Origin of the sequence: Nocardia ninae NBRC 108245 (genome assembly GCF_007990755.1) — a bacterium.
Lineage (GTDB): Bacteria > Actinomycetota > Actinomycetes > Mycobacteriales > Mycobacteriaceae > Nocardia > Nocardia ninae.
Genome location: NZ_BJXA01000014.1, coordinates 98,512 through 123,311 on the forward strand (window position 1 = coordinate 98,512; position 24,800 = coordinate 123,311).

General features: G+C 62.7%; 29 protein-coding genes. 19 read left to right on the forward strand and 10 right to left on the reverse strand.

The genetic code is table 11. The features are described from left to right. Positions 1–2 precede the first annotated feature (2 nt). The 5 genes from NN4_RS13390 to NN4_RS13410 form a co-directional block, all read right to left on the reverse strand. On the reverse strand, positions 3–428 hold the full coding sequence (locus NN4_RS13390) for a hypothetical protein (protein WP_147130268.1): 426 nt from the start codon (positions 426–428) through the stop codon (positions 3–5). 66 nt (positions 429–494) lie between these two features. After that, on the reverse strand, positions 495–758 hold the full coding sequence (locus NN4_RS13395; protein ID WP_147130270.1) for a hypothetical protein: 264 nt from the start codon (positions 756–758) through the stop codon (positions 495–497). Further along, positions 755–2,026 carry a WXG100-like domain-containing protein gene (locus NN4_RS13400; protein WP_246180859.1) on the reverse strand — a complete coding sequence of 424 codons (1,272 nt, stop codon included), beginning with the start codon at positions 2,024–2,026 and terminating at the stop codon, positions 755–757. Before NN4_RS13400 ends, NN4_RS13395 begins: the two co-directional genes overlap by 4 nt. A 116-nt stretch (positions 2,027–2,142) precedes the next feature. Next, positions 2,143–2,436: a WXG100 family type VII secretion target gene (locus NN4_RS13405; RefSeq protein WP_147130272.1), complete on the reverse strand. Its 294-nt coding sequence runs from the start codon at positions 2,434–2,436 to the stop codon at positions 2,143–2,145. A gap of 2 nt (positions 2,437–2,438) precedes the next feature. After that, positions 2,439–2,750: a WXG100 family type VII secretion target gene (locus NN4_RS13410; RefSeq protein WP_147130274.1), complete on the reverse strand. Its 312-nt coding sequence runs from the start codon at positions 2,748–2,750 to the stop codon at positions 2,439–2,441. Positions 2,751–3,035: 285 nt separating this feature from the next. On the opposite strand from NN4_RS13410, the gene NN4_RS13415 reads away from it, so the two are divergent. The 3 genes from NN4_RS13415 to NN4_RS13420 are packed head-to-tail and all read left to right on the forward strand — an operon-like array spanning position 3,036 to position 5,030. Then, on the forward strand, positions 3,036–4,040 hold the full coding sequence (locus tag NN4_RS13415; protein WP_147130277.1) for a glycine-rich domain-containing protein: 1,005 nt from the start codon (positions 3,036–3,038) through the stop codon (positions 4,038–4,040). Beyond that, positions 4,040–4,645 carry a hypothetical protein gene (locus NN4_RS44935; protein WP_186818392.1) on the forward strand — a complete coding sequence of 202 codons (606 nt, stop codon included), beginning with the start codon at positions 4,040–4,042 and terminating at the stop codon, positions 4,643–4,645. The genes NN4_RS13415 and NN4_RS44935 overlap by 1 nt, the downstream gene beginning before the upstream one ends. A 58-nt stretch (positions 4,646–4,703) precedes the next feature. After that, on the forward strand, positions 4,704–5,030 hold the full coding sequence (locus NN4_RS13420; RefSeq protein WP_147130280.1) for a hypothetical protein: 327 nt from the start codon (positions 4,704–4,706) through the stop codon (positions 5,028–5,030). A 61-nt stretch (positions 5,031–5,091) separates the two neighbouring features. Here NN4_RS13420 and NN4_RS13425 read toward each other — a convergent pair whose 3' ends face one another. The 3 genes from NN4_RS13425 to NN4_RS13435 all read right to left on the reverse strand — a co-directional run bounded on the left by NN4_RS13425 (position 5,092) and on the right by NN4_RS13435 (position 10,074). Next, a complete protein-coding gene (locus tag NN4_RS13425; RefSeq protein WP_147130282.1) occupies positions 5,092–5,640 on the reverse strand; it encodes a hypothetical protein in 549 nt (182 codons plus the stop codon). Between the two features lie 162 nt (positions 5,641–5,802). After that, complete coding sequence (locus tag NN4_RS13430; protein WP_147130284.1) at positions 5,803–7,128, reverse strand: hypothetical protein; 1,326 nt, start codon at positions 7,126–7,128, stop codon at positions 5,803–5,805. Positions 7,129–7,131: 3 nt separating this feature from the next. Continuing rightward, a complete protein-coding gene (locus NN4_RS13435; RefSeq protein WP_186818393.1) occupies positions 7,132–10,074 on the reverse strand; it encodes an ATP-binding protein in 2,943 nt (980 codons plus the stop codon). A gap of 452 nt (positions 10,075–10,526) precedes the next feature. On the opposite strand from NN4_RS13435, the gene NN4_RS13440 reads away from it, so the two are divergent. The 9 genes from NN4_RS13440 (at position 10,527) to hisS (ending at position 19,945) form a co-directional block, all read left to right on the forward strand. Then, positions 10,527–10,817, forward strand: a complete 291-nt coding sequence (locus NN4_RS13440; RefSeq protein ID WP_186818394.1) for a PqqD family protein — start codon at positions 10,527–10,529, stop codon at positions 10,815–10,817. Next, complete coding sequence (locus tag NN4_RS13445) at positions 10,721–11,992, forward strand: radical SAM/SPASM domain-containing protein (protein WP_147130292.1); 1,272 nt, start codon at positions 10,721–10,723, stop codon at positions 11,990–11,992. The genes NN4_RS13440 and NN4_RS13445 overlap by 97 nt, the downstream gene beginning before the upstream one ends. Beyond that, positions 11,989–13,383, forward strand: coding sequence for a B12-binding domain-containing radical SAM protein (locus NN4_RS13450; protein WP_147130294.1), 1,395 nt, complete (start codon positions 11,989–11,991; stop codon positions 13,381–13,383). The genes NN4_RS13445 and NN4_RS13450 overlap by 4 nt, the downstream gene beginning before the upstream one ends. Further along, entirely contained in the window at positions 13,380–14,387 is a 1,008-nt protein-coding gene (locus NN4_RS13455) for a Gfo/Idh/MocA family protein (RefSeq protein ID WP_147130297.1), read from the forward strand. Before NN4_RS13450 ends, NN4_RS13455 begins: the two co-directional genes overlap by 4 nt. 18 nt (positions 14,388–14,405) lie before the next feature. Continuing rightward, positions 14,406–15,125, forward strand: coding sequence for a 2OG-Fe(II) oxygenase (locus NN4_RS13460; protein WP_147130299.1), 720 nt, complete (start codon positions 14,406–14,408; stop codon positions 15,123–15,125). After that, positions 15,122–16,042 carry a phytanoyl-CoA dioxygenase family protein gene (locus NN4_RS13465; RefSeq protein ID WP_186818395.1) on the forward strand — a complete coding sequence of 307 codons (921 nt, stop codon included), beginning with the start codon at positions 15,122–15,124 and terminating at the stop codon, positions 16,040–16,042. Before NN4_RS13460 ends, NN4_RS13465 begins: the two co-directional genes overlap by 4 nt. Beyond that, entirely contained in the window at positions 16,035–17,813 is a 1,779-nt protein-coding gene (locus NN4_RS13470) for a carbamoyltransferase C-terminal domain-containing protein (RefSeq protein ID WP_186818396.1), read from the forward strand. Before NN4_RS13465 ends, NN4_RS13470 begins: the two co-directional genes overlap by 8 nt. Positions 17,814–17,815: 2 nt before the next feature. Next, positions 17,816–18,604: a class I SAM-dependent methyltransferase gene (locus NN4_RS13475; protein ID WP_186818397.1), complete on the forward strand. Its 789-nt coding sequence runs from the start codon at positions 17,816–17,818 to the stop codon at positions 18,602–18,604. 72 nt (positions 18,605–18,676) lie between these two features. After that, positions 18,677–19,945 carry a histidine--tRNA ligase gene (hisS, locus tag NN4_RS13480; protein WP_186818398.1) on the forward strand — a complete coding sequence of 423 codons (1,269 nt, stop codon included), beginning with the start codon at positions 18,677–18,679 and terminating at the stop codon, positions 19,943–19,945. A 63-nt stretch (positions 19,946–20,008) separates the two neighbouring features. Here the strand turns inward: hisS and NN4_RS13485 are convergent, their stop codons facing one another. After that, positions 20,009–20,374 carry a DUF397 domain-containing protein gene (locus tag NN4_RS13485; protein WP_186818399.1) on the reverse strand — a complete coding sequence of 122 codons (366 nt, stop codon included), beginning with the start codon at positions 20,372–20,374 and terminating at the stop codon, positions 20,009–20,011. Positions 20,375–20,379: 5 nt separating this feature from the next. Next, positions 20,380–21,249: a helix-turn-helix domain-containing protein gene (locus NN4_RS13490; RefSeq protein ID WP_147130309.1), complete on the reverse strand. Its 870-nt coding sequence runs from the start codon at positions 21,247–21,249 to the stop codon at positions 20,380–20,382. A 390-nt stretch (positions 21,250–21,639) separates the two neighbouring features. Between NN4_RS13490 and NN4_RS44940 the strand changes: the two genes are divergently transcribed. The 7 genes from NN4_RS44940 (at position 21,640) to NN4_RS46590 (ending at position 24,793) form a co-directional block, all read left to right on the forward strand. After that, the gene (locus NN4_RS44940) at positions 21,640–21,879 is read left to right on the forward strand and encodes a hypothetical protein (protein WP_186818400.1); all 240 of its coding nucleotides are present in this window, start codon (positions 21,640–21,642) and stop codon (positions 21,877–21,879) included. Then, positions 21,876–22,346, forward strand: a complete 471-nt coding sequence (locus NN4_RS13500; RefSeq protein WP_147130313.1) for a hypothetical protein — start codon at positions 21,876–21,878, stop codon at positions 22,344–22,346. Before NN4_RS44940 ends, NN4_RS13500 begins: the two co-directional genes overlap by 4 nt. Before the next feature lie 47 nt (positions 22,347–22,393). Further along, on the forward strand, positions 22,394–22,828 hold the full coding sequence (locus NN4_RS13505) for a DUF4254 domain-containing protein (RefSeq protein ID WP_147130315.1): 435 nt from the start codon (positions 22,394–22,396) through the stop codon (positions 22,826–22,828). A 131-nt stretch (positions 22,829–22,959) separates the two neighbouring features. Next, the gene (locus NN4_RS13510; RefSeq protein ID WP_147130318.1) at positions 22,960–23,889 is read left to right on the forward strand and encodes a nucleoside hydrolase; all 930 of its coding nucleotides are present in this window, start codon (positions 22,960–22,962) and stop codon (positions 23,887–23,889) included. Then, positions 23,886–24,212: a hypothetical protein gene (locus NN4_RS13515; RefSeq protein WP_147130320.1), complete on the forward strand. Its 327-nt coding sequence runs from the start codon at positions 23,886–23,888 to the stop codon at positions 24,210–24,212. The genes NN4_RS13510 and NN4_RS13515 overlap by 4 nt, the downstream gene beginning before the upstream one ends. Then, complete coding sequence (locus NN4_RS13520) at positions 24,209–24,574, forward strand: hypothetical protein (RefSeq protein WP_147130323.1); 366 nt, start codon at positions 24,209–24,211, stop codon at positions 24,572–24,574. The genes NN4_RS13515 and NN4_RS13520 overlap by 4 nt, the downstream gene beginning before the upstream one ends. Positions 24,575–24,658: 84 nt before the next feature. Beyond that, a complete protein-coding gene (locus NN4_RS46590; RefSeq protein ID WP_281289346.1) occupies positions 24,659–24,793 on the forward strand; it encodes a hypothetical protein in 135 nt (44 codons plus the stop codon). Positions 24,794–24,800: the final 7 nt, after the last annotated feature.

The window sequence follows — 24,800 nt, forward strand, 5'->3', positions numbered from 1 at the left end:
GATCAGCGGTTATTCGTCCAGCCGTGGTTCATCCGTTCGAAGTATTCATCGTCTGCGCGCTGAATCTCTTCTTCCGTCGGCTGAGACCGACCGGCGGGAGCGGGCTCGCTGTGTGGCTTGGGGAGCTGCTTGCCGAGCCGCGGGTCGGCCTTGGTGAGTAGGCGTTCGACCCTGGCTTTGGCATCGGCTCGGGCTTTGCGGTGGCAGTCGAGCAGAGTCGCGGTGAGCTGGCTGCCACTCCATCGCATTGCAGCGGGAGCGATCTGCAGGTTGGTGATGTCACCATCTGCGTCGACCTCGATGATGACCCCGCGCACTTCGCCGCGACCCCGCACGACGGCAATGGCACTGGCGAGCTGTGCACTGCTGCGGCGGATGTCGGCGAGGTCTTGCATGAGCTGCCGCTCCCACTCCTGTATATCGGTCATCGCAACCAGGCGCTTTCCTCGGCCGAAACCGAATAGATCACATTTATGCGAAACTGGCCGACCATGTCATCCCCGGCGGTTGATCACTGTTCCAGCGGTGACGACAGGGCGCAGCTCCGCATCCAACATGATCGTCGTTTTCCCAGGCCGACCATGGAGTTCGATCGATTTGATCGTCGCACTCGTTGTCTGGTCGCCGTGCTGGATGGTCACCGCATCACCGATGCCAACCGGCTCGCCAGAGAGCACACCGGTAACGAATATCCAGTCGGCACGGCTTGGGAGAAAGTCAACTCGTTCGACAATCATTCGTGACGTTCCGTCGCTCATCGAATGTTCCTCCGCCAGGTATCGACGAAGGCGTCTTCGGCCGCATAGGCTTCGTCTTCCAGTGCGCGTGTCATCGAATTGATTTGGCCTTCCGCGTATTGGCGGACATGCACATTTTCATGCGCCAGCGTCCGCACGAGTGTTTCCGCATCCTGAAAGGATGCCGGTCCGAGCTGGACTCCCAGGGAGTCGGTTCTGGCTATCGCACCCTGGAAATCCAGGTAGGAAATCGTGTCGGCATCGTCGAGGATCTCGATCTTGGCACCGCGAAGGTCGATGCCGGCCAGCCGGGCGTACTCCTCGATGGTGTCCATGTCCCGGGGCAGGCCGATATTGCCTTCCAGGACTTCACGATTGGTCAGGGCGCCACCGCGTGAGTACAGGGCGGTGGGTCCGCTACGACCGAGGAACTTGGTCCGGGCTGCCTGCACCCACGTGCGAACCTTCTCGACCAGCGGTTTCAATCGCTCGGCGAGTGGTCTGATGACGTCGGCGACGATTTTCGCTGCCCTCGCCGCGAGCTCGCTGATGATCGTGGCGATACGTCGGGCCTTGGCAGTGAGGCGGGCGGCCAGGGCCGCGTTGCCCACCCATTCCGACAGCGTGGCAGTGAACGGTGCCAGGACCGCGAAAGCTGCTTCGGCGGCGACGGTTTCGATGGCCATGTCCTTGAGCTCGTCGAGGATCTGGCTGTGCGCCTCGTCGAGGTGATGGGCGTATTCCCCACAGGCATCACCGAGTGACTGGCAGGCATCAGCCAACGCGTTGAGGTCGGCCTGGCGGGTCTGGCAGGTTTGCACCCCGATCTCGATCTCGGGTGACTGCTGGTTGGTGAGCAGACCAACTGCCTGCGGAACCGCACCGGCCACCGTACGGAAATCCGATGAGGCTGTGTGCCATGCGGTTTTGGCGGCGTTCAGTTGGTCCTGATGTCCGCTGGGCCACGCCCACCCGACCATGTCTTTGATGAACGACCACCCGAACGGCTCCGGTATCCCGTCCCCGGCGGCGGAGGGCGCGGTTTCGGGCAGACACGGATCAGACGACAGTGACGGTGTTGGCGGCTCGGGCAGCTGCCGCAGGTTGGCGGCAGCTTCCGCGACTTGGTGGTTGTATGCGCTGACAACGATCAGATCGCGGGTCTGCCCGCACGCGGTCGCCAGTTTGGATGAGGTCGATATCGCCAGCTGGGCGGCCTCGTCGTAGCCCGCGGCCCACTGAGTACCGACGCTGTCGCTACCAGCCATCCCCTTGTACGCGGTCAGCACCGTGACCAATGCGGAGTGCGTGGTGACCGAATCGGTGGACATCTGGCCGAAAACCTCACCGGCAGAGGTGTACTCCTGCCCCCGGTGAACAATGAGCGGCACCGTCGGTGTCGGCGTCACCGTGGCCACATCCCCACATTGGTGTGGACTGCGGTGGTGTAACTCGTGTGTGCTCGCCGAGCCACTTCACGCAACTCGCCAAGGTTCTCCTGCATCTCCGCCGCACCGGCCATCCACCGGTCGTGCGCGGCGCGCTGGGCCTGCGCGGCCTCGCTCGCCCACGCCAGGTGTAACTCAGCGACCTTGGTATCGACTTCCCGCAGCAAGCCCTCGACCTCGGCACCGAACGTGGCCATCGTCGCGATCGTGTCGTCGAGCTGCCCGAGATTGACCCGGTAGTCCTCCGCCATGGCTATACCTGCCCACCGGCTCGGTTGATCGCGTCCCGGAAAGAGCCATCGCGCAGCTCGTATTGATTGGCCGCCGTCAGCAGGTTCGCCGCCGAATCCTGGAGCGCGGCGACGATCTGCTCGGCACCGAGCTTCCACTCGACCCAGGACTCGTCATAGGCGGACGCCGCCGTGCCTTGCCATCCATCGACCAGCAATTCCCGACCGACCGTGCCGTCGAGCTTGTCGACACCGTCCTTGATGCGCTGGGCTCGATCCGAGATGAACCGTGCAGTCTCACGGAGTCGATCCACCTCGACCTGCAGCTCGGACACCCCGCCTCCCCTCTGACAGCCGCCTTTCAGAACATCTTCGCACTATAAGGCAGCTCTCACTCGGCCGTGGCCGTGCCTGACCTACCTGCTGAGAGTCACGCGCTCGTCGTGGCCCACCGCCCTCGCTGATGGCCGAGACCCAACGGTCCATCAACTGAGGCGCTGCTGCGCCCCGGCGTCGTGCGCCCATTCCGCTGGTGCCTCTGACCTTTCCCATGCTCTGCCACCGAACCGGGGCCGGGCCGGATGTGGCATGCCGCCACCTACCTCGTACCCGGAGGTGAGATGACCACTCCAGGACAACCAGCGCCCGACGGCTCCTTCGTTCTGGGCTCCGTCTTCGGCCAGAACATCAACGAAGACTCCGCCAAAGCGGTGCTCAAAGAGGCGACGCTGGCGGTGTTCACCCGCTACCAGCAGCGGCTGCACAGCCAGGTCGTCAACGTCATCAACGATCACTCCCAGTCGATCACCGAGCTGCGCCAAGCCTACGAACAACTCACCCTGCACGGCCGCACGATCGTGTTCCCCGGCAACGCCACCTACACGCCCACCAAGGGCATCGTCTTCGTCGACGTCATCATCCTCGGCGGCGGAGCCGGAGGCGCGGCCGGCCGCTGGGACATCCTCGGAGCGAACCGAAAGACCGGTGGCGGCGGCGGTGGCGGCGGGGAAGTCCACTACAGCATCCCTGCCTCCCTCCTCCCAGCCGACCGCGACGGAAACTTCCTGCCCATCGCCATCGTCATCGGACGAGGAGGTGGCGGCGGCACCGGAGATGCCCAACCCGGAAACGGTGGCGGCGACACCAAATTCGGTGACTTCCTCACCGCAGGCGGCGGCGTCGGTGGCCTAGCCGAGGCCGAAATCGGCGGCACCGGAGGCCCCGGCGGGGTCGGCATGGTGCGCGGCGGCGACGGAGGCAAAGGCTCGTCTTCGGGCAGCACATACCCGGCCGCCGCGGGCGGCAACTCGTACTCGCCGTACTCACTCAACGGCGGCGGAGGAGGCGGCGGCGGAGGCGCGGGCATCGGCGGTCCGGGAATGGCGGGCGGACAAGGCGGAATCTCCCTCGGCGGACTCCCCGGACAAGACGGCCAACCGCCGTCGAGCGTGGTCACCACCGGCGGCGGCGGTGGTGGAGGTTCCCCCAGCACAACCACTAGCGGCGGCCACGGCGCGGCCCCTTCCGGTGGTGGCGGTGGAGGTGGCGCCGGGATGACCCCACCGCGAGGCAACGGCGGCAACGGCGGGTCCGGGGTGCTCTACGTCATCGAGCGATTCACCTGATGCGCGCCGTGCTTCGGCTCTACTCCACCAACGACACCTGGCACAAACCGCCCGAGCTGGAATCGATCGAAGTCATCGACCGGGCAGGGGGTGGTGGCGGCAACGCCACCAACGGCGGAGGCGGCGGCGCCGCCGTGCAGCCACGCCGCATCCGCGCCAGCCAACTACCCGACACCATCGCCATCATCGTCGGCCCCGGCGGCGAGGTCGGACTCGACGGTGGACTTACCGCATTCGGTGACCTCATCACCGCTCCACCAGGACTCGGTGCGGACCACGGCGGTACCGGCGGACGCTCCAACATGCGTGGCGGAAACGGCGGCGGCCCAAACCAATCCGGCGAATCGGTGAGTTCCGGCGTCGTCGCCTTGCTCGCCGGAGGCGGCGGTGGCGCGGGATCCGGATCGACCGGCGGCGCATCCGGATTCGTGCCCGCGGGCACGAGTTATCCGGTGCTGTGGCAGGCCGGTCAATCCGGCGGTGGCGGCCACGCCGGGCAACCCGGCGGTTTCCCCGCCGGTGGCGGCGGTGCGGGCGCACCCGGCGCGGCAGGGCTACTCACCCTCATCGAATACCTCTTCGAACCGACGCCAACCACGCCCTGACTCAAACCCCGTGCGTACCTGCCTATCTCAGGACGCGAGACTCAAGGAGAGGTAATTCATGGCGTATGCCGTGCTTCACGCCGACGACCTCGGCGGGTACATCGGACCTGCCCGCTGCTACCGACTAGACCCGCCCGTGCGCCTCGGCGGCACCGACCACGAATACGTCACCGTGTGGGTCCAACCCGGCTTACCGCACCAGCAGGCCGAAGTCGGCGTCGTCGCCGCGACCTCTACCGGCGCGTGCGCCACCTGGTCGATGCTGCGCCAGCCCGGAAGCTTTGTCCTGCACGGCGATCCGGACACCGACGACTACCTCGACGGCTGCTACACCATGGCCCTCGGCCTGCTCGGCTACCAACTCGGCGACGCACCCACCAACTGACACAACCCGGCACGCGATCGAGCCCCGGCCTCACGGCCGGGGCTCCATTCGCATATTCGGGTCAGGATGAAACCTGGCCCCCGCCGGTCGCACGTCGCCGCGCCTCCAGCCAATCCTCTCGTTTGAATTCGCCCAACCCGTCCAGCCCTCGTTCGTCCACGATCGACATCGCGGCCACGATCACCTCCGGCGAGGGCACCAACTCGAACTCAGGTTCCGGAGGAGCTGGCGCTGTGGTGCGGTCGATCCGTAGATCCGCCGCCTCCTCCACCCAGGTGTGGTCGGTGAACAACACCAGCACCGGCCCCGGTCGTTGCGGATCTGGAAACACCCGTTTGACCCGGCGGTCGCCCTCGTGCCACCGATCGAACGGAAGCAGATCACCCACTGCCACCGTGGTGTCCCACGGCAGCCGCCCGGTGATCGTGTAATCGATCGCCCAACTATCGGTGCACTCCGCGCAAATGGTGATGCCATGATCGCACGCATCGGTACTGGATGCGATCGGGATTACGACTTCATCGACGAGATAGGTCATGGTATTCGAACCGGCTGGGACATAGCTGTTGTCGATGGTTGCGGTCACCGTCCGTACGGCAGCGTCGGTCATTGTTTCGTTCCTCCCGAACTACGTGATCTGTATATACGGAACGTAGCTATGGACGACGGAAACCGGAACCCAGCTATCGAGTCATTTGAAAGTGAAAAACATTGGGGGACAACCATTTATGGTATTAAATTCATCGTTCGGCCGTTGATATCGCTACACCACTCAGTCTGTTGCCGGTTCGCCGATGGCGTCGGCCTCGGGATGGGTTGCCAAGTACGCATCTCGGACGGCCGGGGTGCTTAGCACGAGAGCGCCTGCAAGCCAGGCGCGGTCGCCTCGCTGGGGATGGCGCTCACTCAGCGGTCGGGCTAGGTGGCGGGTCGCTGTTCCTGCCGGATCGCTGTCGTAAGGGTAGGCGCCCCACACTGTTGCTTCATCGACGGTGGGATTGCACCAGAATTCGTGCATCACTTCGTGGATCAATGGCCGCGCTTCCTCGGTTTCTAGGTTTTCGAGGGCGGCGGCGAACTCGTAGAGCGTGGAACGATATATGTCGAGCCCCCAGGTGTCGGCACCCAAGTTCGTCTTCGATTGAAGGATGGGCGCAACTTCTCCCGAGGGTTCTCGGTGATAGCCGGAAACGATGCCGTGGTCACCCATGCAGAAGGTTTCGACCAGGAAGGGTGCGTCGGGAACCCGCCAGTTCAACCCCTGTCCCACTGCCGTGTTGTAGATGAAGGCGGCGACTTTCTCGGGATCGGTCCAGCCAGTTGGGCGTGGCTCGTGACCCCACAGCAGGACGTGGGGGCGTTGCAATCCGGCTGTCTCGCAGACCTGAACGAGGGATCCGATCATTCGACCAGTCCAACCGGCATCGACCAGTCCTGTAGTTGGATCGGCGAGCGTATGTTGCACGGCGTACTCGGTCAGCAGCTCTCGGGTCCGACTGATTCGCGGCGCTGTCGCGGCGGTGACCTCGGGCGTCCGCACGAACCGACGCATGGCGGTGGCCTGCTGGTCTTGGTCCGCGCGGACGTCAGGATCCAAGGAGACGTGTGACGCGACAAGTAGCGGCTCGAATTCGCTGATCGCGAGTCCCAGGCGCGAACACAGGTCTGCCGCGTTGGATTTCATGAAGCTGTTGAACAACCAGGCTGCCTTGTCTAGGTTGTCGGGGTCAGTTGCTGCCAGGCTCCAGGTGAGTCGACTGCTGTAGACGTACTGCAGATCCAGGTCTACACCGATCACTGGTGCAAGTCGTCGTGCCAGCTCGTAAAACACCTGCCCGTCACGGGATAAGAACCTGAGGCGGTGGAGTCCTCGGCGCTGTGCTTCCCGCAGCATCCAGACAACACACCCTGCGAGAGCGGGAGCTGCCACGCCAGCAGCCACGTCCCGGATAACTGCCTCTCGTTCCGTCCCGGCCGCGGTCTTGGTTCGGGCTTGCTTGCTTGCATAGAGGAACTGCGCTGCTGGGTCACCGAACCGACTGGAGTGGTTCAGCATGATCCGTTCGTAACGGGACGTTGCAATGGTTGTGTCGCGCATCGGTCACCATTCTTTCAGCACCGCGCCGACTCTATCCGGGGTGGCGATGTCGTGGCGATGACAGATCGTTATGGCCGCGCCCATCAGCGGAGCGGAGTCCTCGCCCCGTTGTTCGGCCAGCCTGGCCAGGCTGGCCTGAACACGCGCAACCCACAATTCATCGCCAAGCTCTGTGAAGATCGAGCGGGCGCAGGCTAGGGCGGCTTCCGCTGCATCGAAATTGCCTGTGTCTCTGCGTAACACACCGAGTTCCCGCAACGCCCTCGCTTCGGCTGGGCGGTCGCCGATGGATCGGAAAACCGCGAGCGCTGCCTCGACTTGATAGTCTGCGACCTCCCACTGCTCATCGCATCGGTTCAGGTCTGCCATGCTCAGTTGTGTACGCGCAGACCAACGTTCATCGCCGATACCCTCGAATATCTGCAATGCGTTCTGAAGGTCGGCTGCGGCAGCAGCCCGGTTCTCGGCGAGGCGATACGCGTCACCTCGGTTGCGAAGCGTGACACCCATGCCGCGACGGTCGGCGAGCAACTCGAATCGCGACAGGCATTCGTCGAAGACAGCCAACGCTCCCTTGATGTCTCCTTCGTTGCGGCGCACGACTGCTATGTGCCGGAGCGCTCGGGCCTCCCAGCGTTGATCTTCGAGTCGCCGGAAAGTCGTGAGCGCCTGGGTGAACAGGCGGGCCGCCTCCTCGTTGCGCCACTGATCGCGATGGACCAGCCCATAGCGGATCAGTGTTCGTGCTTCTTCGAGCTGGTCGTTGAGACTGCGGTAGATGGTCAGGCTCGCTTCGAAATGCTCGCGGGCGTCATCCCATCGGGACAATCCACGGCTCGCGTCGGCGATGCCGTTGAGAACACCAGCGACGGATCGTGTGTCGCCTTCGGTTTGGACGATGTCGAGCGCAGCGGAGAAGGCTCTGATGGCGTCGTCGAGTCGTCCCTGGTATCGCCGGGTGTCACCGAGGTTTCTCATTGCGGCTGCCCACTGGCGCCGGTCGCCGATGCGCAAGAAGATCTCGGTTGCCTGGGTGAGCATGTCGACGGCTTCACCGAAGCGCCCTAGCTCGCGGTAGAGCGCGCCCATGTTCCGGAGGATCACTGCTTCGGCGTGATGATTCGCCATCTTTCGTGCTGCATCACGGGCGAGCCGATGGGTATGGGCCCATGCTTGCCAATCGGCACGCCAGTCGAACATCGTGGGCAGTGTTTCTACGAGTTGCCAAGTGCGATCCCATAATTCAGCGTCATACGCAAGATCCACCGCAGCAATCAAGTTGGCACGTTCAGCTGTGAACCATCCGCGTGGATCGTCTCGACAGAGTTTGTCGACTGCCGCAGTTGTGGACGTTGCGGCTGTCGCAGTTGCGGACGTGGCCGCGTGGTCGTCGTACAAGCCGGGATGCAGTGCGGCGGACGCCGCACGGACGCCGTCGGTGTACCGGCCGACGAGTCGATGGACGGCTGCGCAACGTAGGTCGGGTGCATCGAGGGTCGTGGAGCACTCGCGGGCGAAGTCTCGGATCAGATCGTGCAGCCTGTATCGGATCAGCCCAACTGCATCGGTGCCCGCGACTTCGACGAGCTGTGCGTCGACGAGACACTCCAATAGCTGCTCGGCCTCATCAACATCGACGTCGAGCAGCGCGGCGACATTCCACGCGGGAAAGCTCGCCGCAGTCAACGCCAGCATCCGGAAAGTTGTTTGCTCCTGGTTACTGCGGCTCTGGTAGCTCAAAGCGAAGGAGGCCCGGACCTCGAGGTCGCCGGCCTTCAGCAGGTCCAAACGGCGGCTTTCGTCAGCGAGCCGGTCGGCGAACCATGAGATCTTCCACGTCGGCCTGGACATCAGGCGCGCCCCCGCGATGCGCAGCGCGAGGGGTAGATAGCCACACAGCCGGGCCACTTCGAGAACTGAATCCGGTTCTGTTGCCGCGCGCTGAGATCCGACCAGCGCCATGAGCAGCGTGGCCGCTTGCTCTGCCGGAAGAACGTCCAGATGGATCGTGTTCGAACCAGACAGGGCTGCCATATGGGATCGGCTGGTGACAAGGACCGCGCTGGTCGCAGCACCTGGCAAGAGCGGGCGGATTTGCGTTTCGTCGGCGGCGTTGTCGAGGACGACGAGGATGCGGCGCCGGGCCAGGTGTGTGCGATACATCCGCGCCCGTTCGTCTGTGCCCTCCGGAATGTCGGTGCCAGCAACGCCGAGCTCACGCAGGAAGCCCGCCACGACTTCGCCAGCTGCTAGTGGATGAGGTTCGACGCCACGAAGGTTGGCGTAAAGCTGACCGTCAGGAAATGCGTGGGCAACCATGTGCGCGACATGGATCGCGAGGGCTGTCTTGCCAACACCGGCCTGACCGGAAACCGTCGCGATCGGTACCGCGGTCCTCGTGGTGGAGGCCAGGACGTTGATCAGCTGCGCGATCTGGTCGTTGCGGCCGGTGAAGTCGTCGGTGTCGGGAGGCAGATGTCTCAGCGCTCTGGAGCCGCTGTCACTGTCCGACGACCTTCCGTGCCCGGTGTCGCTGCCCTGCGCCGATCGTTCCAGCGCCATCCGTACAGACGGCGCATAGTCCGAAGCCCAACCCAGCTGGACCGGATTCGTCCGAAACAGGCGACACAGCAGGTCCTGATAGTCCCAACTCGGGCGCGATCCGGCTTCCCACTCCATCCAGGACCGGGCGACAAGCCCTCGTTGCTTGAGCTTCTCGCGTCGACACATCAGATGGAACTGATCGACGGCCTCGGCGACTGTCCATCCCCAGGCGAGCCTGTGTGACTTGAACAGGTTGTGCCCGCATTGTTCAGCGATCTCGTGGGCCATGGCGTGCAGGAGTTCGATCCGCAGATCATCGCCGCGCCGTAGGTCGTGGAGATATCGGCTACGGATTCGGTCGGCGCAGCTGTCCTCACGACGCCCAGATCCGTTCTCGCCCATATTCTTTACGCCCCCCACATTGCGTTCCCGCGACACGTGATGGCCTGTACGGTAACCCGCCCTACCCGACTGCCGCATGGCATCGGGCTCGACGAGCACGCAAGAGTGCCGCGCAGGTGAGGTGGCGTCTCGGTCTGGCTGAGGTCACCGCCGATGCGGTGGCTGTCAGCAGCGAAAAGGTCCTGCGGTGTCACCTCTCGCGTGTGAGGCGCGCTCTCGTCTATCCGTGGAGCCCGGTGCCCGGCGACCCTGGACTGTGCGCTTTGACCGGCACGCAACCACTTTGAAGGGAGGACCAATGACCAAGCGACCCTGGCGTCGACCACTGTGGCGTGCTCGAAATGTCCGGACCCACTGCTGATACCCCTCGCCCATCGCGGTGTGCGGATCGCCGACGCCGACCATTCGCACACCGCAACCAGCGCTACCAACCGGATAGGCAAGGAAGCACATTGACTCCCAAGCAGCTTGCAGACATCAGTGTGGCGCTACAACCACATGCGGTGTGTCGGAGGACAACCTCCGGCTTGACGATGCTCTTCGATCGTGCCAAGGGGGTGATGTACGAGCTCAACGAATCCGCTTCAGCCATAGTCGAACTGCTCAGCACCGATCCCATGCCAGTCGGCCAGATCGTCGACACCTTATGCGCACAGTTCGAGGCGCCGAGCGAGGAGATCGCCGCCGATGTGCAAGTGTTCGTCGACGATTTCCTCGAAGCTGGCATGTTGAAGACGAGCTGATCATCGTGCAGCACAACATGCTTCTAGCGTGGCCGGATGATTTTCAGCTGACCGAAAACCCTATACCGATCCTCGTCCAGCTCGGTCTGACCTATCGCTGCAACCTCAAGTGCACCCACTGCTACGCCCTGTATCGGCGCTCCAGAGACGAATTCACCCTCACTGAGATTGAAAGCCTTGCCGATCAACTTTATGACGCGGGTAGCGCGAGCCTGGTCTACTCGCACGGGGAGAACATGATTCGGCGCGACTTCCACGATGCTGCCACGATCTTCCGTGACCGCGACTTCTATCAGACGCTGATGCTCAACGGGTTCTATGTGCGCACGCCCGATGATGCGGCGCGACTTGTCCAATCCGGCATCAACCGAACAATGGTGTCCATCGATAGCATCGACCCGACAGTGCACGACAAGGTCCGGGGCAAGTCCGGCGCGTTCGACGTCGCCGTCCGGGCACTGCGTCTGCTGAAGGACGCCGGGATACCCACCGTCGGCTTCTCTACGACGATCGACACTCACAACTACGGGCAGGTCGAGCGAATCGCGGAATTCGCCCGCGACCTTGGTATTGACGCGGTCAGCTTCATGCAGAACCGCTACAACCTCACCAATGTCTTCGATCGCGCTCTCTGGCCTACCTACCAGGCCGTATGCCGCACGCTGTATCAACTGATTCTCGACAATCAGGGAGTGCTGGACGTCTACACCCACGACCCCTTTATGCTCACCGTGCTCGATGACCGGCTGACCGATCGTCGTGCCCGCGAAACCTTCATCGGCTCGAACCTGTGCAACGTCGCAACCAGCATGGTCTCGATCGACCCGATCGGAAACGTCTCCGGGTGCAACTTCATCGAGGAAAGCATCGGCAATGTCCGGGACGAGCCCTTCCAGCAGATCTGGGACCGGCTGGTCAACCGGTATTCCGACCGAATCGAATCTCCGTCAGGCCCGTGCGGGTCATGTTCGGCACTTGGTCCGTGCATGGGTGGTTGCAAAGCTTTTCACTACAACGGCAAGTATGACGAGCGCTGCGGTGAGCAGCGGTTTGTCGACCAGGAGTCGCATCAGATCGGCACCAGCGACAAACCGATTCCGGTGAGCGCACCGGGTCGAGCGCCCGGCGTCTTCGTCGGACTGCCCCGTGTCCGGGTGAGCGAGGAGACACGATGAGGGTCCTGTTCGTGAATCCTCACTACACCCACGACCCTCGCACGCTGTTGCTGCACCCGCCACTGGGCTACGCCTATATGGCCCGCGCGCTGAAGATGGCCGGCCACGACGTCGTCCATGTGGACCTGCCATTTGAGGGCAACAGCCCAGAGGCGTTGATCCCACGTTTGGATGATCTGCGGCCGGACCTCATCGGAGTCACCTCTGTTGCTCAAAGCTACTTCCATGCGGTCGAATTGGCCCGCATCGCTCGATGCTGGAACCCGACTGTCCCGGTCGTGTTCGGCGGACCGCACGTGTCCTTCATCGCCACCGAGTGTCTCCAGCGGCATCCCAGCGTCGACTACGTGCTGCTGTTCGACGCCGAGGAAAGCATCGTGTGCCTAGCCGATGCTCTCGCCGCGGGCGCTGCCTCGCACGATCTCGAGAAAGTCCCGGGCCTCGTCTTCCGCGACGGCTCCGGTATACGTGCGACAGCGCCAGCGCCCCCCGAAATGCAGCTGGACCGATACGGACAACCGGACCGCTCAATCTTCGACCTGCGCAACTACCTGGACTACGACTACGAAACCGTGGTGATGACCGCTCGGGGATGTCCCAGCCGTTGCACCTTCTGCTCCACCACCATTGCCGGGCGCACCGCTCGCTGGAATAGCCCCGCTCACGTGGCCGACGAGATGGAAGCCGTTGCTGAGATGGGGTTCTCGTCGATCTTCTTCGGAGATGACACCTTCTCCGGCGACCCCCGACGTGCCGTGGCAATCTGCGAAGAAATCAGTCGACGCAGGCTGGCGATCCCCTGGACAAGCAACATGCGCGCCCAAGACGCACGCCCCCACGTCCTCGATGCCATCCGTGAGGCGGGCGCATATCGGGTGTTCGTCGGCTTCGAATCGATCCAGGAGCATACCCTTCGATTGGTCAAGAAGGGAACTTCGCCCGCGCGGCTGTATAAAACCGCCCAGCGGATCATGGATGCCGGGCTGGAACTACACGCCTCCTTCATCGTCGGGGCACCCGGCGACACCCCGGAAACACTTTCGGCCACCATGGATTTCATCAGGTTGGTCAACCCGACAGTCGCCACATTCAACGTGATGGAGCCGCGCCCCGGGACCGACCTGTTCGCCAACCCGGCCAAGTACGGGATCACCATTCCTGACCGCTACTGGTATGAAACAACCGACTGGCTGCACCTGCCGGTATGTCACAACGATTCGATGTCCGCGACCGACATTCGCGACTGGGTCAGCCGCTGCTACGACGAGTTCTGCGACCCCGACTTCCGATCAACCGATCACCTCCAACGCCTCACCCCCGTTCGTAAGCATTGGGACGAAGCCGCAGAAAAGGTTCAGCGCCATCTCCCCCTGACAACGGCACGCCGATGACTATCCGGATCGCGCTCGTCGGCGCTGGCCTTGCCGCTCGCTCACACGCCTTGGACATAATCACCGATCCGACAATGGAACTCACCGGAGTCACTGCGAGGAGCGCTGCCTCAGCCCGAGCGTTCACCGCCATATTCGGCGGGACCATCTACCCTGACGTCGAGGCAATTGTCGATGACGATCGCGTCAACGCTGTCGTTGTCGCAGTACCGCCCTCCGCGGTCCTCGGAGTCACCGAGCAACTAGATATCAACAAGCCCTGCCTCGTCGAGAAGCCAATCGTGACAACCGACAGCGAACGCGACCGCCTGTCGAACCTTGCCCAGCGATTCACTCACCTCATTGCGCCCTTCAATCGCCGCTATCAGCCCCACATCCGTCAAGCCGCCAACATGATCGAGTCTGGCCTGATCGGAAACGTGGTCGATGTCAATGCCCAGTGGCGGGGTCCGTACCGTTCACGCTTCGCCAACGACGGCGGAACCTATCGCGGCTCTGCCGGGCCCCGACACGGGGTACTCGTCGACACCGGTAGTCATGCACTCGATCTGATCTCGATGCTGGTCGGCTACACCCATCCGATCCACGTGCTAGGCGGGCTCACCTGTAACGACCGCGGAGCCGACATAGCAGCCGAGCTCGAGATCGCCGCCGGAACCACAATCCGTCTGACGGTGACCGATGACCCGAACGCTCCCGAATGCGGCGGCTGGGCCGTCGTGGTGAACGGTGCCGCCGGATCGCTAACCGTGGACAGCCGTGGCAGCCAGGTCCGCACGACGAGCTCTGGCACGCTGCAAGGCTTTCGCGCTGAACCGATGCACCGACCTGTCAGCGATCTTGCCCGGATGGCGGACGGTATTGCCCCGCTCGGGTCGCCGATGGCCGAGGTCTTGACCGTCAGCGACGTCATCATCGCCGCCCACGACCACAACCAACAGCGCCGAGCCCGATGGAAACGTCCCCGCGGCAAAGCACTGGGCCGACTCAACGGCGCCTGCTGACTCGAAGGGGAGCCCTCTGTGCAACAACCGCAGTTCGATTTCACACATAAGCCGCCGGAAGTGGGTGCATGTCGAACTACGTCCGTGGTGCCGCTCGGTGACCGCGTTGGCGCCGTCCGCGTCGAGCAGTTCTTCAATGACCAAGCCACAGCATTGCTTACACCGTTTCTGCACGGCGACCTTGTCTATGAGCGGGATGAGATCGGCGATCAGAAGCTCGTCAGTCGCGCGTCACGCCAGGGTGATTTGCCCGACGACCCGCTCGTTCAGCGTTCCTCGACACTCGATGCTGACTCGGCTCTCGCTGTGTTGAATACATTCGGCAGTTCCTGGTTCATAGAGCAGCTCGGGGATTGGCTCAATACCCCCCTGCGAATGCTGCGGCCACCGACGCCCTACCGCATGGACGTCGGGGACTACGTCGAACCACACGATGACCACCCTTCACCGGAATTCCGGCTATCGGTGACCTACAACCTGACCGCCAACTGGCAACCAGGCGATGGCGGTGAAACCGTTGTCGGCCTTGTCGAGGCGGTCACCGAGTTCGATCACCCCGATTTCCCATTCCCACTCAAGACATGGACCCTCGGCACTGGTGCGCAGTCACTTGAACCCGTCTTCAATTCCGTGTTGCTGCTCCCACTGTCAGACGAGCAGGCCCATGCCGTCCGCCCGGTTCGCCGAGCATCGCGGTACTCGATCACCACCCTCTACGGCGACAGGACCTCCCATTGACTGCGTCTCTGCTGACCGAGGACGAGCGACACCACTGGGACACCTTCGGCTACCTGCATTTCCGCAACGTGCTTGCACCGAACGAGACACATCAGCTGCATCGTTCATTGACAGCGGTGCACACCCGCTCCACCGACACTGCGGACCGGCACCAGCACTGGGAGGATCTGTTCGACGCTGGCAACGATCGGGATCTGAGTATCGCCAACGCCGTCTCACATTGTGACGAGATCGGTTCTCTCCTAGACCATCCCGGCGTCTTCGGGAAGATCCTCGGTCTCATGGGACCGTATGTGCAGGTTCTGGGATCCGAAGCGTTCTTCCGTTACCCCTACTCCGAGCCGTTGGTCGACTTCCACACCGACCAGGGGCCATCGCTACGCCAAGCCGCGCCCGCCGCAGGCAAAGAGATCCAGCTCAAGATCCAATTCTTCCTGACCGATCTAACCCAACCGGACCACGGAAACTTCACTGTCGCACCAGGTTCACACCGCGCAGACTTTCCCGGCAAAGTCGCCTACACCCAAGTGAACGACCCAGTCCAGATCCTGGCCAACGCCGGGGATGCGGTGATCTTCCCTTTATCGCTGGGTCACGGCGTCGCCCGGAACCATTGCCCGGCCACCCGAGTCAGCGTGGTGCTCAGATATGGCCAAATCTTCTGCCGCCCAGTCGATTACTGGAAGATGCCAGCCGAGGTTTTGAACCGGCTGTCGCCGCGCCAGCGACGACTACTCGGCGACCTCGGGGCACGTCAACGCCCCGGAGACGTCTACGGCCAGATACCTGACCAGCTGAAGCTGATCTACGGGCAGGAGTGGTTAGCCACCAGGGATGCGCAACTAGATCTTCACGCGGGCCACCATGACCAAGCTGCGTACGAGGACCTGTCGCGAGGAGCAAGTCAGCATGCCTGAAGTCGTACTGGGAGTGAATCTCACCCGGACCAGCGACGGCATTCCCCTCGACGATGGTGCCGCGGCACTACTCGAAGACGGCGTGGTGACGGTGGCGATCGCCGAGGAGCGCCTCGTGCGACGCAAACACGCAGGCGGCGTCGTCAACGCCGTGCGCTACTGCCTTGCCACTCGCGGACTGGAACTGCACGACGTCGATCGTGTCGCTGTCAGCCTGTGTTGTGACCTACCGCCCGAGCCTGCGATGGCGTTGTCTCAGCTGAGATCCGAAGGACTTGCCGTCCGCGAAGACCAACTGGTCGTCGTTCCCTCGCATCATCTTTCTCACGCAGCCAGCGCGTTCTACCCGAGCCCGTTCGAAGACGCCGTGGTGATCGTGGCCGACAACGAAGGCACCATCATCGGCGATCGAACACGAACCCACTACTGGCACAACCGACTCGAACGCACCAGCGTCTTCATCGGGCGCGGAACCGAACTACAACTCTTGCGCCGCTATGGTGACGAGCCCGGACAGCTCAGCCTCGGTGCAACCTACAACCACTTCATCAAGTGGCTAGGGTTCCGGACTCACCATGAGGCTGGCCAAGTCATGGCGCTGGCCGCGTACGGGAGCGGCAAGCTCAGCAGCGTCGAGATATTCACCTCGATCAACGATGGCTTTCGTTGCCTTCTACAGCCAGCCCTGCTTACCAACCAGGTCGAGGAGCATAAGACCGGTCCGCCTGACGAATTCGATATCGAGGCCGCACGACTCCTGCAGGCTGACGCAGTCCGAGCCCTGATCATGGAGCAGTCCGGCATCGATATCGGCGCCGGTCGCAGTTCCTGCTACGAGCCCGATCAGACCCAATGTGACGTCGCGGAGCTGATCCAATCCGAACTACAGCATGCCCTCGTCGAGCTCGTGCGGTCCACCATCGACGAGACCGGCATCCAGCGAGTCTGTCTGGCAGGAGGCGTCGCTCTGAACTGTGTGGCAAACACGATGATCGCCCAGTTGAATGAGATCGAGGAGCTCTACATCCAACCGGCCGCAGGCGATGTCGGGCAACCACTCGGAAACGCGCTGTTGGCATATCACCACACGAAAAGGCGTCCTCGGCACTGGACGATGCCGACATGCGCGCTGGGCCGCTCTTACCCCACATCAGAGGTCGACGCTGTCCTAGAGCGATGCTCAGACCGGATCGCTACCGAGACGATCGACGATCCAGCAGCGACCGCCGCCCTGCTTCTCACGCAGCAGTTGACTATCGGATGGTTCAGCGGAGGAAGCGAGTTCGGCCCCCGTGGGCTCGGACGCCGCAGCGTGCTGGGCGATCCCCGATCCGCCGAGACAAAAACCCGGCTCGACAACCTTCACAAACTTCGGGCACCGTTTCGTCCCTATGCACCGAGCGTCCTAGCTGAGGAAGTTTCCGCCTGGTTCGACGTCGACGATCGGTTCACCCGAACTGCGGCGCAACCAATGTCGGCCATGCTGGTGGCACCCAAGCTGCGGGAAGACAGATCCCATCTGGTTCCAGCAGTTGCCTTTACCGACGGCACCGCACGACTACAGGCCGTGACCGCCCATGAAAACCCGCTCTACTACAGACTCATTCGCCACTTCGCCAGGCTCACCGGTATCCCGATGGTCCTCAACACCTCTTTCAACGCCAGCGGTGATCCTGTTGTCGAGACCCCGGAAGATGCCATAGAAAGCATGCTCAAAATGCGGTTGGACGCGCTGATCATCGACCGTCGACTGGTGCGCGCGAAGGGATGACGATGTTCGATGCCGAGAACATCGCCGCGCAACGCGAGGCTGAGTACTACGACCTCGTCACCGACTGGCGCCACGATGCCGACTTCTTCACAGCTCTCGCCAAAGAACACGGCGGCCCCATCCTGGAACTCGGATGCGGGACCGGCCGAATCACCCTGCAGATTGCCCGGACAGGAATCACGATCGAGGGCCTCGACCTGGGAGTGGAACGACTCCGCATCGCAGAGGCCGCCAACAGCGCACTGCCTCCGCAGATGCAAGCCCGGTTCCATCACGCCGACATGCGGACCTTTGTCCTCGATCACACATTTCGCATGGCAATGTTTCCCTACCGAGTGCTGCAGGAGCTGACCACGGTCGCCGACAAGATGGATTGCCTTCGGCAGGTCCACGCTCACCTCGACCACGACGGGCTCCTTCTCATCGACAACTACTCTCCCTCCATCCCGTACCTAGCTGCCGACCCAAGTCACTGCACAACCAGTTGCGAGAAGCTCGGACCGGCCGGCGAAACGATCCGATACACGCAACTCGTGCTCTCCCGCGACTACAGCAACCAGACTCAACAACTGCAGGTCGTCTACGACATCAGCTATCTGGACGAGTCGACCGAGCACTTCGTCATCCCCTACGAAACGAGTTACATGTTCCGATTCGAGCTTGAGCACCTGCTGTCGCGATGCGGATTCACCGTCTGCTCTGTGTGGGGCGGGTACGGCTTCGAACCGTTCGCAGACGATTCCCCCGGAGAACTGATCGTGCTTGCCCAACGCGCCGACCAGCCGATGTAGGCCACCGCCTACCATCTCCGATGTACCGCGAGCATCCCCGCGGTGAGGAATCGAACGAGCGAAGGACCACTGGTGAAAGCCGACAACAGCCCCGCCCGCGGAATGAGGGACCTGCTCCCCGCCGACGTCGCGACCCGGGACCATGTGCTGGAGGCAATCACGAGGACCTACCGCGATTTCGGTTACCAACGCATCGAGACACCAGCACTGGAAGACATCAATCGGCTGCAAGGCGGCCAAGGCGGCGAAAACGAAAAGCTGATCTACCAGGTGCTCAAGCGCGGCCTGCCCGAGGAACCCGAGCCCGGTACGCAAATCCGGGACATGGTCGACCTCGGTCTGCGGTTCGACCTTACGGTCCCGCTGACTCGGTTCTACGGCAACAATCACGCTCAGCTGCCAACACCGTTCCGATCTCTACAGATCGGACCTGTCTGGCGAGCCGAACGACCACAAAAAGGCCGTTTCCGTCAGTTCTACCAATGCGACATCGACATGATCGGTGAGCCCACCGTCTTGGCAGAAGCCGAGCTCATCGAGGCAACAACCGCAGCCCTGGCCGCAGTCGGACTGGACGACCTCACCGTCCGTCTCTCCGATCGCCGCTTCCTGACCGCCCTCGCAGCCGATGCCGGACTACCCGAGCAGTCCTGGGATCGGTTCTTCATCGTGCTCGACAAACTCGACAAGATCGGCTGGGACGGAGTCCGTGCCGAACTCGATAACGCCGGAATGCCCTCCGACACAACCACAGTCGTTATCGACAAGATCGACAGCCTCAACGACGTCGCTGGCGACAAACTCGCCGATACGCTCACTGACACCCTGCCTGGTCTGTCGAGCGAAGTGATCGCCGACATCGCGACCACCACCGCGAGTCTGGATCGGCTCTCAGCACACCGATCACTGAAATGGCAGTTCGACCCCACACTCGTCCGCGGCATGGGCTACTACACCGGGCAGATCTTCGAGATCACCCACCCGGAGATGTCCAGCTCGGTTGCCGGCGGTGGCCGATACGACAAGCTGATCGGCCGTTCTCTCGGCAAGGACGTCCCGGCCTGCGGGTTTTCGATCGGATTCGAGCGCATCGTCGGCCTGCTGAGTAACGAGGCCCAGCGACATGCAACAGCCGTCCTCGCTGATCCCGACATTGCCGTCGCCGACGTCCTCGCGGTCGCGCGTGATCTGAGGTCTCAAGACCGCGTGGTCGAAGTCGTACGTCGAAGCGGCAAGCTTGGTGCGCAACTGAAGCGACTTCAAACTGCCGGGTTCGAAACATTCGTGACGATTGAGAGCGACGGAGGAACGATCGTCGTCAGCGAGGAACGAACCGTCTGAAGCAGGAAAGCGCAAAGTAGATAGGCCGGTTCCGAACGGACCGCCTATCTGTACTGTCTTCGGTCAGCGCGCGTCGAACTCGCCATCCGCGACGCCCTTCGTCCACGCTTCCATCTCGTCAACGTCGAACTCGAACTTGACCGGGTGGCCACGGGCGTCGACTCCATGGAAGGTCGCTGCGCTATCGGCGTGCAGTTCGATGGCGACCGCGTCCTGGACCTCGCCAGAAGCGGCGCTGAGGGCCAGATGCCGGACGGCAGGCCAATGCGAATCCGCGAAGGAGATGGTGGGCTGCCCCGCTGGGTTATCTGCGTACTCGGCGTCCTGCTTGCTGTCTTGGATGAGCACGAGGTTGCCTTCGCAGGCGATCGCTACACAGGTCTGCTCTCCACCGCTGTACGAACTGATCCGCCTCTTGATTGTGCTCACACTATTCACCCTATCTGACGTGCTATTTGCCCGATTAGATCCAAGGATCCCTCACGGTCGAGAGCAATCGCCTGCACCTGCTTGTACTTGTAAGCCAGCTTGTTCACGTCCTCTGGGTCTTCGACGATCTCACCCCAGATTGCAGACTCAATCCAGCCGAGGGTCGGCAATCGCCCGGACTCGAAGTCAAGCAGGTGATAGGTCGCCGAGTTGAGGCTCGCTACCGCTCCTCCGGCCTTGAACGGGACGATCCGCAGGTCCAGTCGATCAGGATGTTCGTCCACCAAGTCATGCAGATGACGCAGCTGTCCGCGATGAATTTCGGGGCCACCGACTTCTTGCATCAAGGCTGCCTGACCCATCACTACCAGCAACTTGTCGATCGGGTCTGGGCCGGTGAGTAGGTGTCCCCGTTCAGTACGAACAGCAACGCGCTGATCCACCTCGGTCGGGAGGCTGATCGTGACGGTCGAGCTGACCAGGTCTCGGGCGTAGTCCTCAGTCTGTAACAGACCAGGCACAACGTTGTTCTCGAATGTGCGGATGCTCTGTGCTCCAGCCTCCAGGCCGTAGAACCGCATGAGAGTGTCGGGGAACAGCCCCGAGTACTTCGCGTAAGGGCGCGGTCCTTTCGCGATCTCACGCAGCTCAAGCATCTCTGCCCGCTCGGCCTGGTCGAACTCCAGATACCTGATCGCAGTCTCAAGCTTGTCCTTCGCGAGAACGCCCCTGCCGTTCATGACCAGCGAGACGTACTGCGGAGTGAAGCCGAGCTCGCCTGCGAGGGATTTCGCGGTGACGCCTCGGAGCGCGGCCTGATCGCGGATGCGCTTCATCAGATCCCAGTTGGCGACCGTGGGAGATGTCGTTCGCATCCCGCTCCTTCTCGTCTTGGGCCGACCCCACCGTACAGCAAAAACACTTCCAGTCAGTTCAGCTGTATGTATTGGATACTTGAATCAAGCGTCGTATTCTCATGGTACGCAATATCACGATTTCGACCTTGCTTCGGCAGTTACTGCAATGGATCGGGGAACGATGGCGGTACACGTAATCGGCCATTCGATGAGCAGCGACCAGACCGACCACCAGGCGCGGAGCGTCGGGGACGGGGGATGGGTGGTCAGCTTTCTGCCCGGACGAACGCTCACCGCAGCTCAGGCGGTAGCCGCATTAAGAGGCGCTGAAGAGCTGGCCGCTCTCCGCGAATACGCCCAGGACCTCAGCCTGACCGCGCTGGAGCTCGCGGGGATGGCGGAAGCGCCGTGTTCCTGGCCAACTTGCCCGCCTACGCAGGCCAAATCAAACGCTCGCCGTTGGATGCGAGCCAGCCGATGATGCACGGCCGAGCGTTGCTGCGTGGTAGGCGGATTCAGGGTTTCAGCGCGGGTGCGGCGAAGGGGCGGCAGGACGCTGCTGAGTGTGCGTGGGAACCGATCGAGTTGCGACCGCTGCTGACGGTCGTCAGCAATCAGGATGGACGCCACGCGAAGGCGGTGCAGTGATGTTCGAGAGCTGTCACACGCCCAACGAGGTGGCTGATGTCTACCGCCGCAAGTTCGGGCTGCCGGTCGAGCTGTTCGATCGGCGGGCGTTCATCGCAACTGGTGACACGGTTGGCGCGGTCTTGATGCCGCCGCCGTTGGGGCTGCGGGTGAAGAAGGCTTTCAGTGATGAGGTGTCGGTGCCGATCATCCGGCATTTCCCACGAGGCGGCCACTGGATCTTCCTTGCTAGCCGCCGTGGGCGTGTGCGCAACCGCGCGATAACTGCGTTGATGCGCCATGACGGAACAGTGCTGTCACCCCGTACACGCGTGTGGTTGCCGATGACCGATGCTGGGATCGAGTGGACGTGGTTTTCACCGCCGCATCCGGGTGCGGTTCTGCCGACGCTCCCGTTGGTGATGCATACGGCATTGGCCGTGATTGACCAGGACGAAATGTCGTCTAGTCCAGCGCTGAAGCGGTGATCCCGCTGCGCGCTTGCGCATCCGCGCGGTCGGACAGGTGGTGACCTGTGTTGTCTCTCCCGTCCGATGACGAGTTGTTCCTGGCGATCCGGGGCCAACTCTCCGATGAGCATCGGCTCTGCCAGCTCGCCAATGAACTGGGCCAGCTGCACTGGCAACAGTTGGTCGGCGAGCCTACAGCTTCCGAAATCCACTGCAAGAGAGCGGAACTCATCCATGACGTTGACTCGTGGGTGTCGGCTCGGCTGCCGATCCCGCACCGGTCCGCAACTCTGCACACCGAGACTCTCGGCCAGGTGGTCGACAGATTCGCGGGCGCTGTCGTGCATGCCTATCACCTGTTGATGACGCTCGAACCCGACGACGTGAAAGTCCACGCCGCTTGGTATCGGCTGGCCGAGCTCGCAGACGGCTACACCGACCTGTGCACCGAAGTCAGCAACCGGGCGCGGCGGCTTCCTGCTCTCGGGGACCGCCATTGACCACGAGCAGACCGGGCGAACCTTCCTCGAAGCGCTCAGGGGGCGTCGGTCACCGACCCGCTGTGTCCGCTCGGCACCGAACTTTCCTTCCGAAATCCGCAACATCACAGTGAAAAGGAGTGCGATAGAACATGTTCGATGACCCACCACCGATGACCGGCCATCCGATGGCGGCAGCGTATACCCGTGCGATGACAGGCTGGTTGGACAAGGTGATGATCCTGGATACAGACGTGTTTTACGATCCGGATGACCTTGCGGCGTTGGTCCTTGCCGCCGGGACTGTGCCGAATCTCGTGGTGATCACCGCTGATGAGACTGGCGGTCGGCGGGCTCGGCTTGCCCGCCACGCGCTGGATCTGCTGGATCGTGCCGACGTGCCGGTGATCGCCGGCCTCGAACTCCCGGGCGGCGAGCGGCGGTTCCTGATGGACGATTACCTCGATGGCCTGAAGCCGCAGCCCGATGATCTGGTCGACTCGGTGGCCCGGATCTGCGCCACCACGACCGGCCTGATCGACTGGGTCGGCATGGGGCCGATGACCAACTACGCCGCTGTCGTGACCGCTGCCCCGGAGCTGGCCGAGCGGTTCGTCTTGACCCAAATGGGCGGTTGGATCGACAAATATCGAGACAAGAGCCGTGCCAGCCACAACCTACGCACGGACACCGTCTCTGCGGGATTGGGTTTGCGGGTCGCGCACAAGCCGAGGTTGATGCTGTCCGATTTCACCAACGCGCCAGCGATTCACATCACCCCTGAATGGGCGTTGATGGGAAGCCTGCGGTCATCGGTTCATCCGGCGGCGAAGCTCCTGGTGGCGAACTTCGACGTCTGGTTCGAAAGGCGGGGCGGTAGTTGGATGCATGACCCGCTGGCACTCAGCCTCGGCCTCAACTTGCCGTTCGTGAGGTTGCGCAGCGAGTGGCTTCGGATTGCACCTGATGCCCGGCTCTACCGCGATCTGGATGGTCGCGTGATGGAGGTATCGAGTGCGGTTGACTACTCGGGCTTCCTCGATTGGTTCCATGAGGGGCTGCTAGCCGGGGTATGCCGATGAGGTGGGGACGTTGGCTGCATGCCCATCCGCAGAACACCTCTTACCCGAATCCGGCGGTCGAGGACTCTGACTGCTCCTCGATCCCGCCTGGCGTCGCGGCGGGTGGGGCTGGCTACGTTCGGCTCCACGCTGATTGCGGCAGAGCCGAATTCGACGCGAACCACGACCTGGCCCGGGTCGCCTGCCCGGCGGTGTGGTGCGGGTCGGTGTCGGTGGACGACAACACGATCCGGCCACATCAGACGTGGGACAAACTCCCGTGCTGGTGGAGCGGATGGCGCATCGTCGATGACGGCGTCGCGGTCGAGCGGGCGGTGTCGTGAACGCAGCAAACCCCGATAACGGCAGCGCCATCACACGTTTCGGCGATTGCCTCGTCGATCCGGGGAAACTCACCAGCACTAAGGCGATTGCTGTGATGAGCGAGCATTACGCCTGCCCGCCCGAGTGCTTGCCGCTCAGACGGGCCGACACGGCTCTGAACACCGAAGATGGCGCGGTGCCGGTCCTCGCCGAGCAGGACGCAGAGCGGAAGTGGGATACCGAAATGGCGGGGTTGTGCCGGGAGGCGATACGACTGGTCACCCGAGCCCAACAACGCGAGGAGCCCGACCCGCCACCCTCGGCCGATGGCGATTCGGGAGCTTCAGAGGTCGATGAGTGTCCCGCACGTACCGCTGGCTAGCCCGCATGAGACTCCCGCCTTGATTGCCAGGGCTGAACATTTCTGCCCGACAACATTTTCCGTCCACACTGCTAGGAGAACACCATGGGTCGCTTGTACACCGCCGTCGCGACGCTGACCTACGCGATCACGGCGATAGTCATCTACGACACGATCGTCACCTACGCGCGCCATCAAGTATTCGCAGAACTTCGTGGCAGCAGCTTCGGCAGAGACTAATCCGCAG

Coding starts and splice junctions, on each gene's coding strand:
- NN4_RS13515 (WP_147130320.1), top strand. CDS start 23,886: ATGAGGTGGGGACGTTGGCTGCATGCCCATCCGCAGAACACCTCTTAC.
- NN4_RS13475 (WP_186818397.1), top strand. CDS start 17,816: ATGTTCGATGCCGAGAACATCGCCGCGCAACGCGAGGCTGAGTACTAC.
- NN4_RS13425 (WP_147130282.1), bottom strand. CDS start 5,640: ATGACCGACGCTGCCGTACGGACGGTGACCGCAACCATCGACAACAGC.
- NN4_RS13405 (WP_147130272.1), bottom strand. CDS start 2,436: ATGGCGGAGGACTACCGGGTCAATCTCGGGCAGCTCGACGACACGATC.
- NN4_RS13510 (WP_147130318.1), top strand. CDS start 22,960: ATGTTCGATGACCCACCACCGATGACCGGCCATCCGATGGCGGCAGCG.
- NN4_RS13390 (WP_147130268.1), bottom strand. CDS start 428: ATGACCGATATACAGGAGTGGGAGCGGCAGCTCATGCAAGACCTCGCC.
- NN4_RS13430 (WP_147130284.1), bottom strand. CDS start 7,128: ATGCGCGACACAACCATTGCAACGTCCCGTTACGAACGGATCATGCTG.
- NN4_RS13470 (WP_186818396.1), top strand. CDS start 16,035: ATGCCTGAAGTCGTACTGGGAGTGAATCTCACCCGGACCAGCGACGGC.
- NN4_RS13450 (WP_147130294.1), top strand. CDS start 11,989: ATGAGGGTCCTGTTCGTGAATCCTCACTACACCCACGACCCTCGCACG.
- NN4_RS13435 (WP_186818393.1), bottom strand. CDS start 10,074: ATGGGCGAGAACGGATCTGGGCGTCGTGAGGACAGCTGCGCCGACCGA.
- NN4_RS13420 (WP_147130280.1), top strand. CDS start 4,704: ATGGCGTATGCCGTGCTTCACGCCGACGACCTCGGCGGGTACATCGGA.
- NN4_RS13445 (WP_147130292.1), top strand. CDS start 10,721: ATGCGCACAGTTCGAGGCGCCGAGCGAGGAGATCGCCGCCGATGTGCA.
- NN4_RS13455 (WP_147130297.1), top strand. CDS start 13,380: ATGACTATCCGGATCGCGCTCGTCGGCGCTGGCCTTGCCGCTCGCTCA.
- NN4_RS46590 (WP_281289346.1), top strand. CDS start 24,659: ATGGGTCGCTTGTACACCGCCGTCGCGACGCTGACCTACGCGATCACG.
- NN4_RS13395 (WP_147130270.1), bottom strand. CDS start 758: ATGAGCGACGGAACGTCACGAATGATTGTCGAACGAGTTGACTTTCTC.
- NN4_RS13490 (WP_147130309.1), bottom strand. CDS start 21,249: ATGCGAACGACATCTCCCACGGTCGCCAACTGGGATCTGATGAAGCGC.
- NN4_RS13415 (WP_147130277.1), top strand. CDS start 3,036: ATGACCACTCCAGGACAACCAGCGCCCGACGGCTCCTTCGTTCTGGGC.
- NN4_RS44935 (WP_186818392.1), top strand. CDS start 4,040: ATGCGCGCCGTGCTTCGGCTCTACTCCACCAACGACACCTGGCACAAA.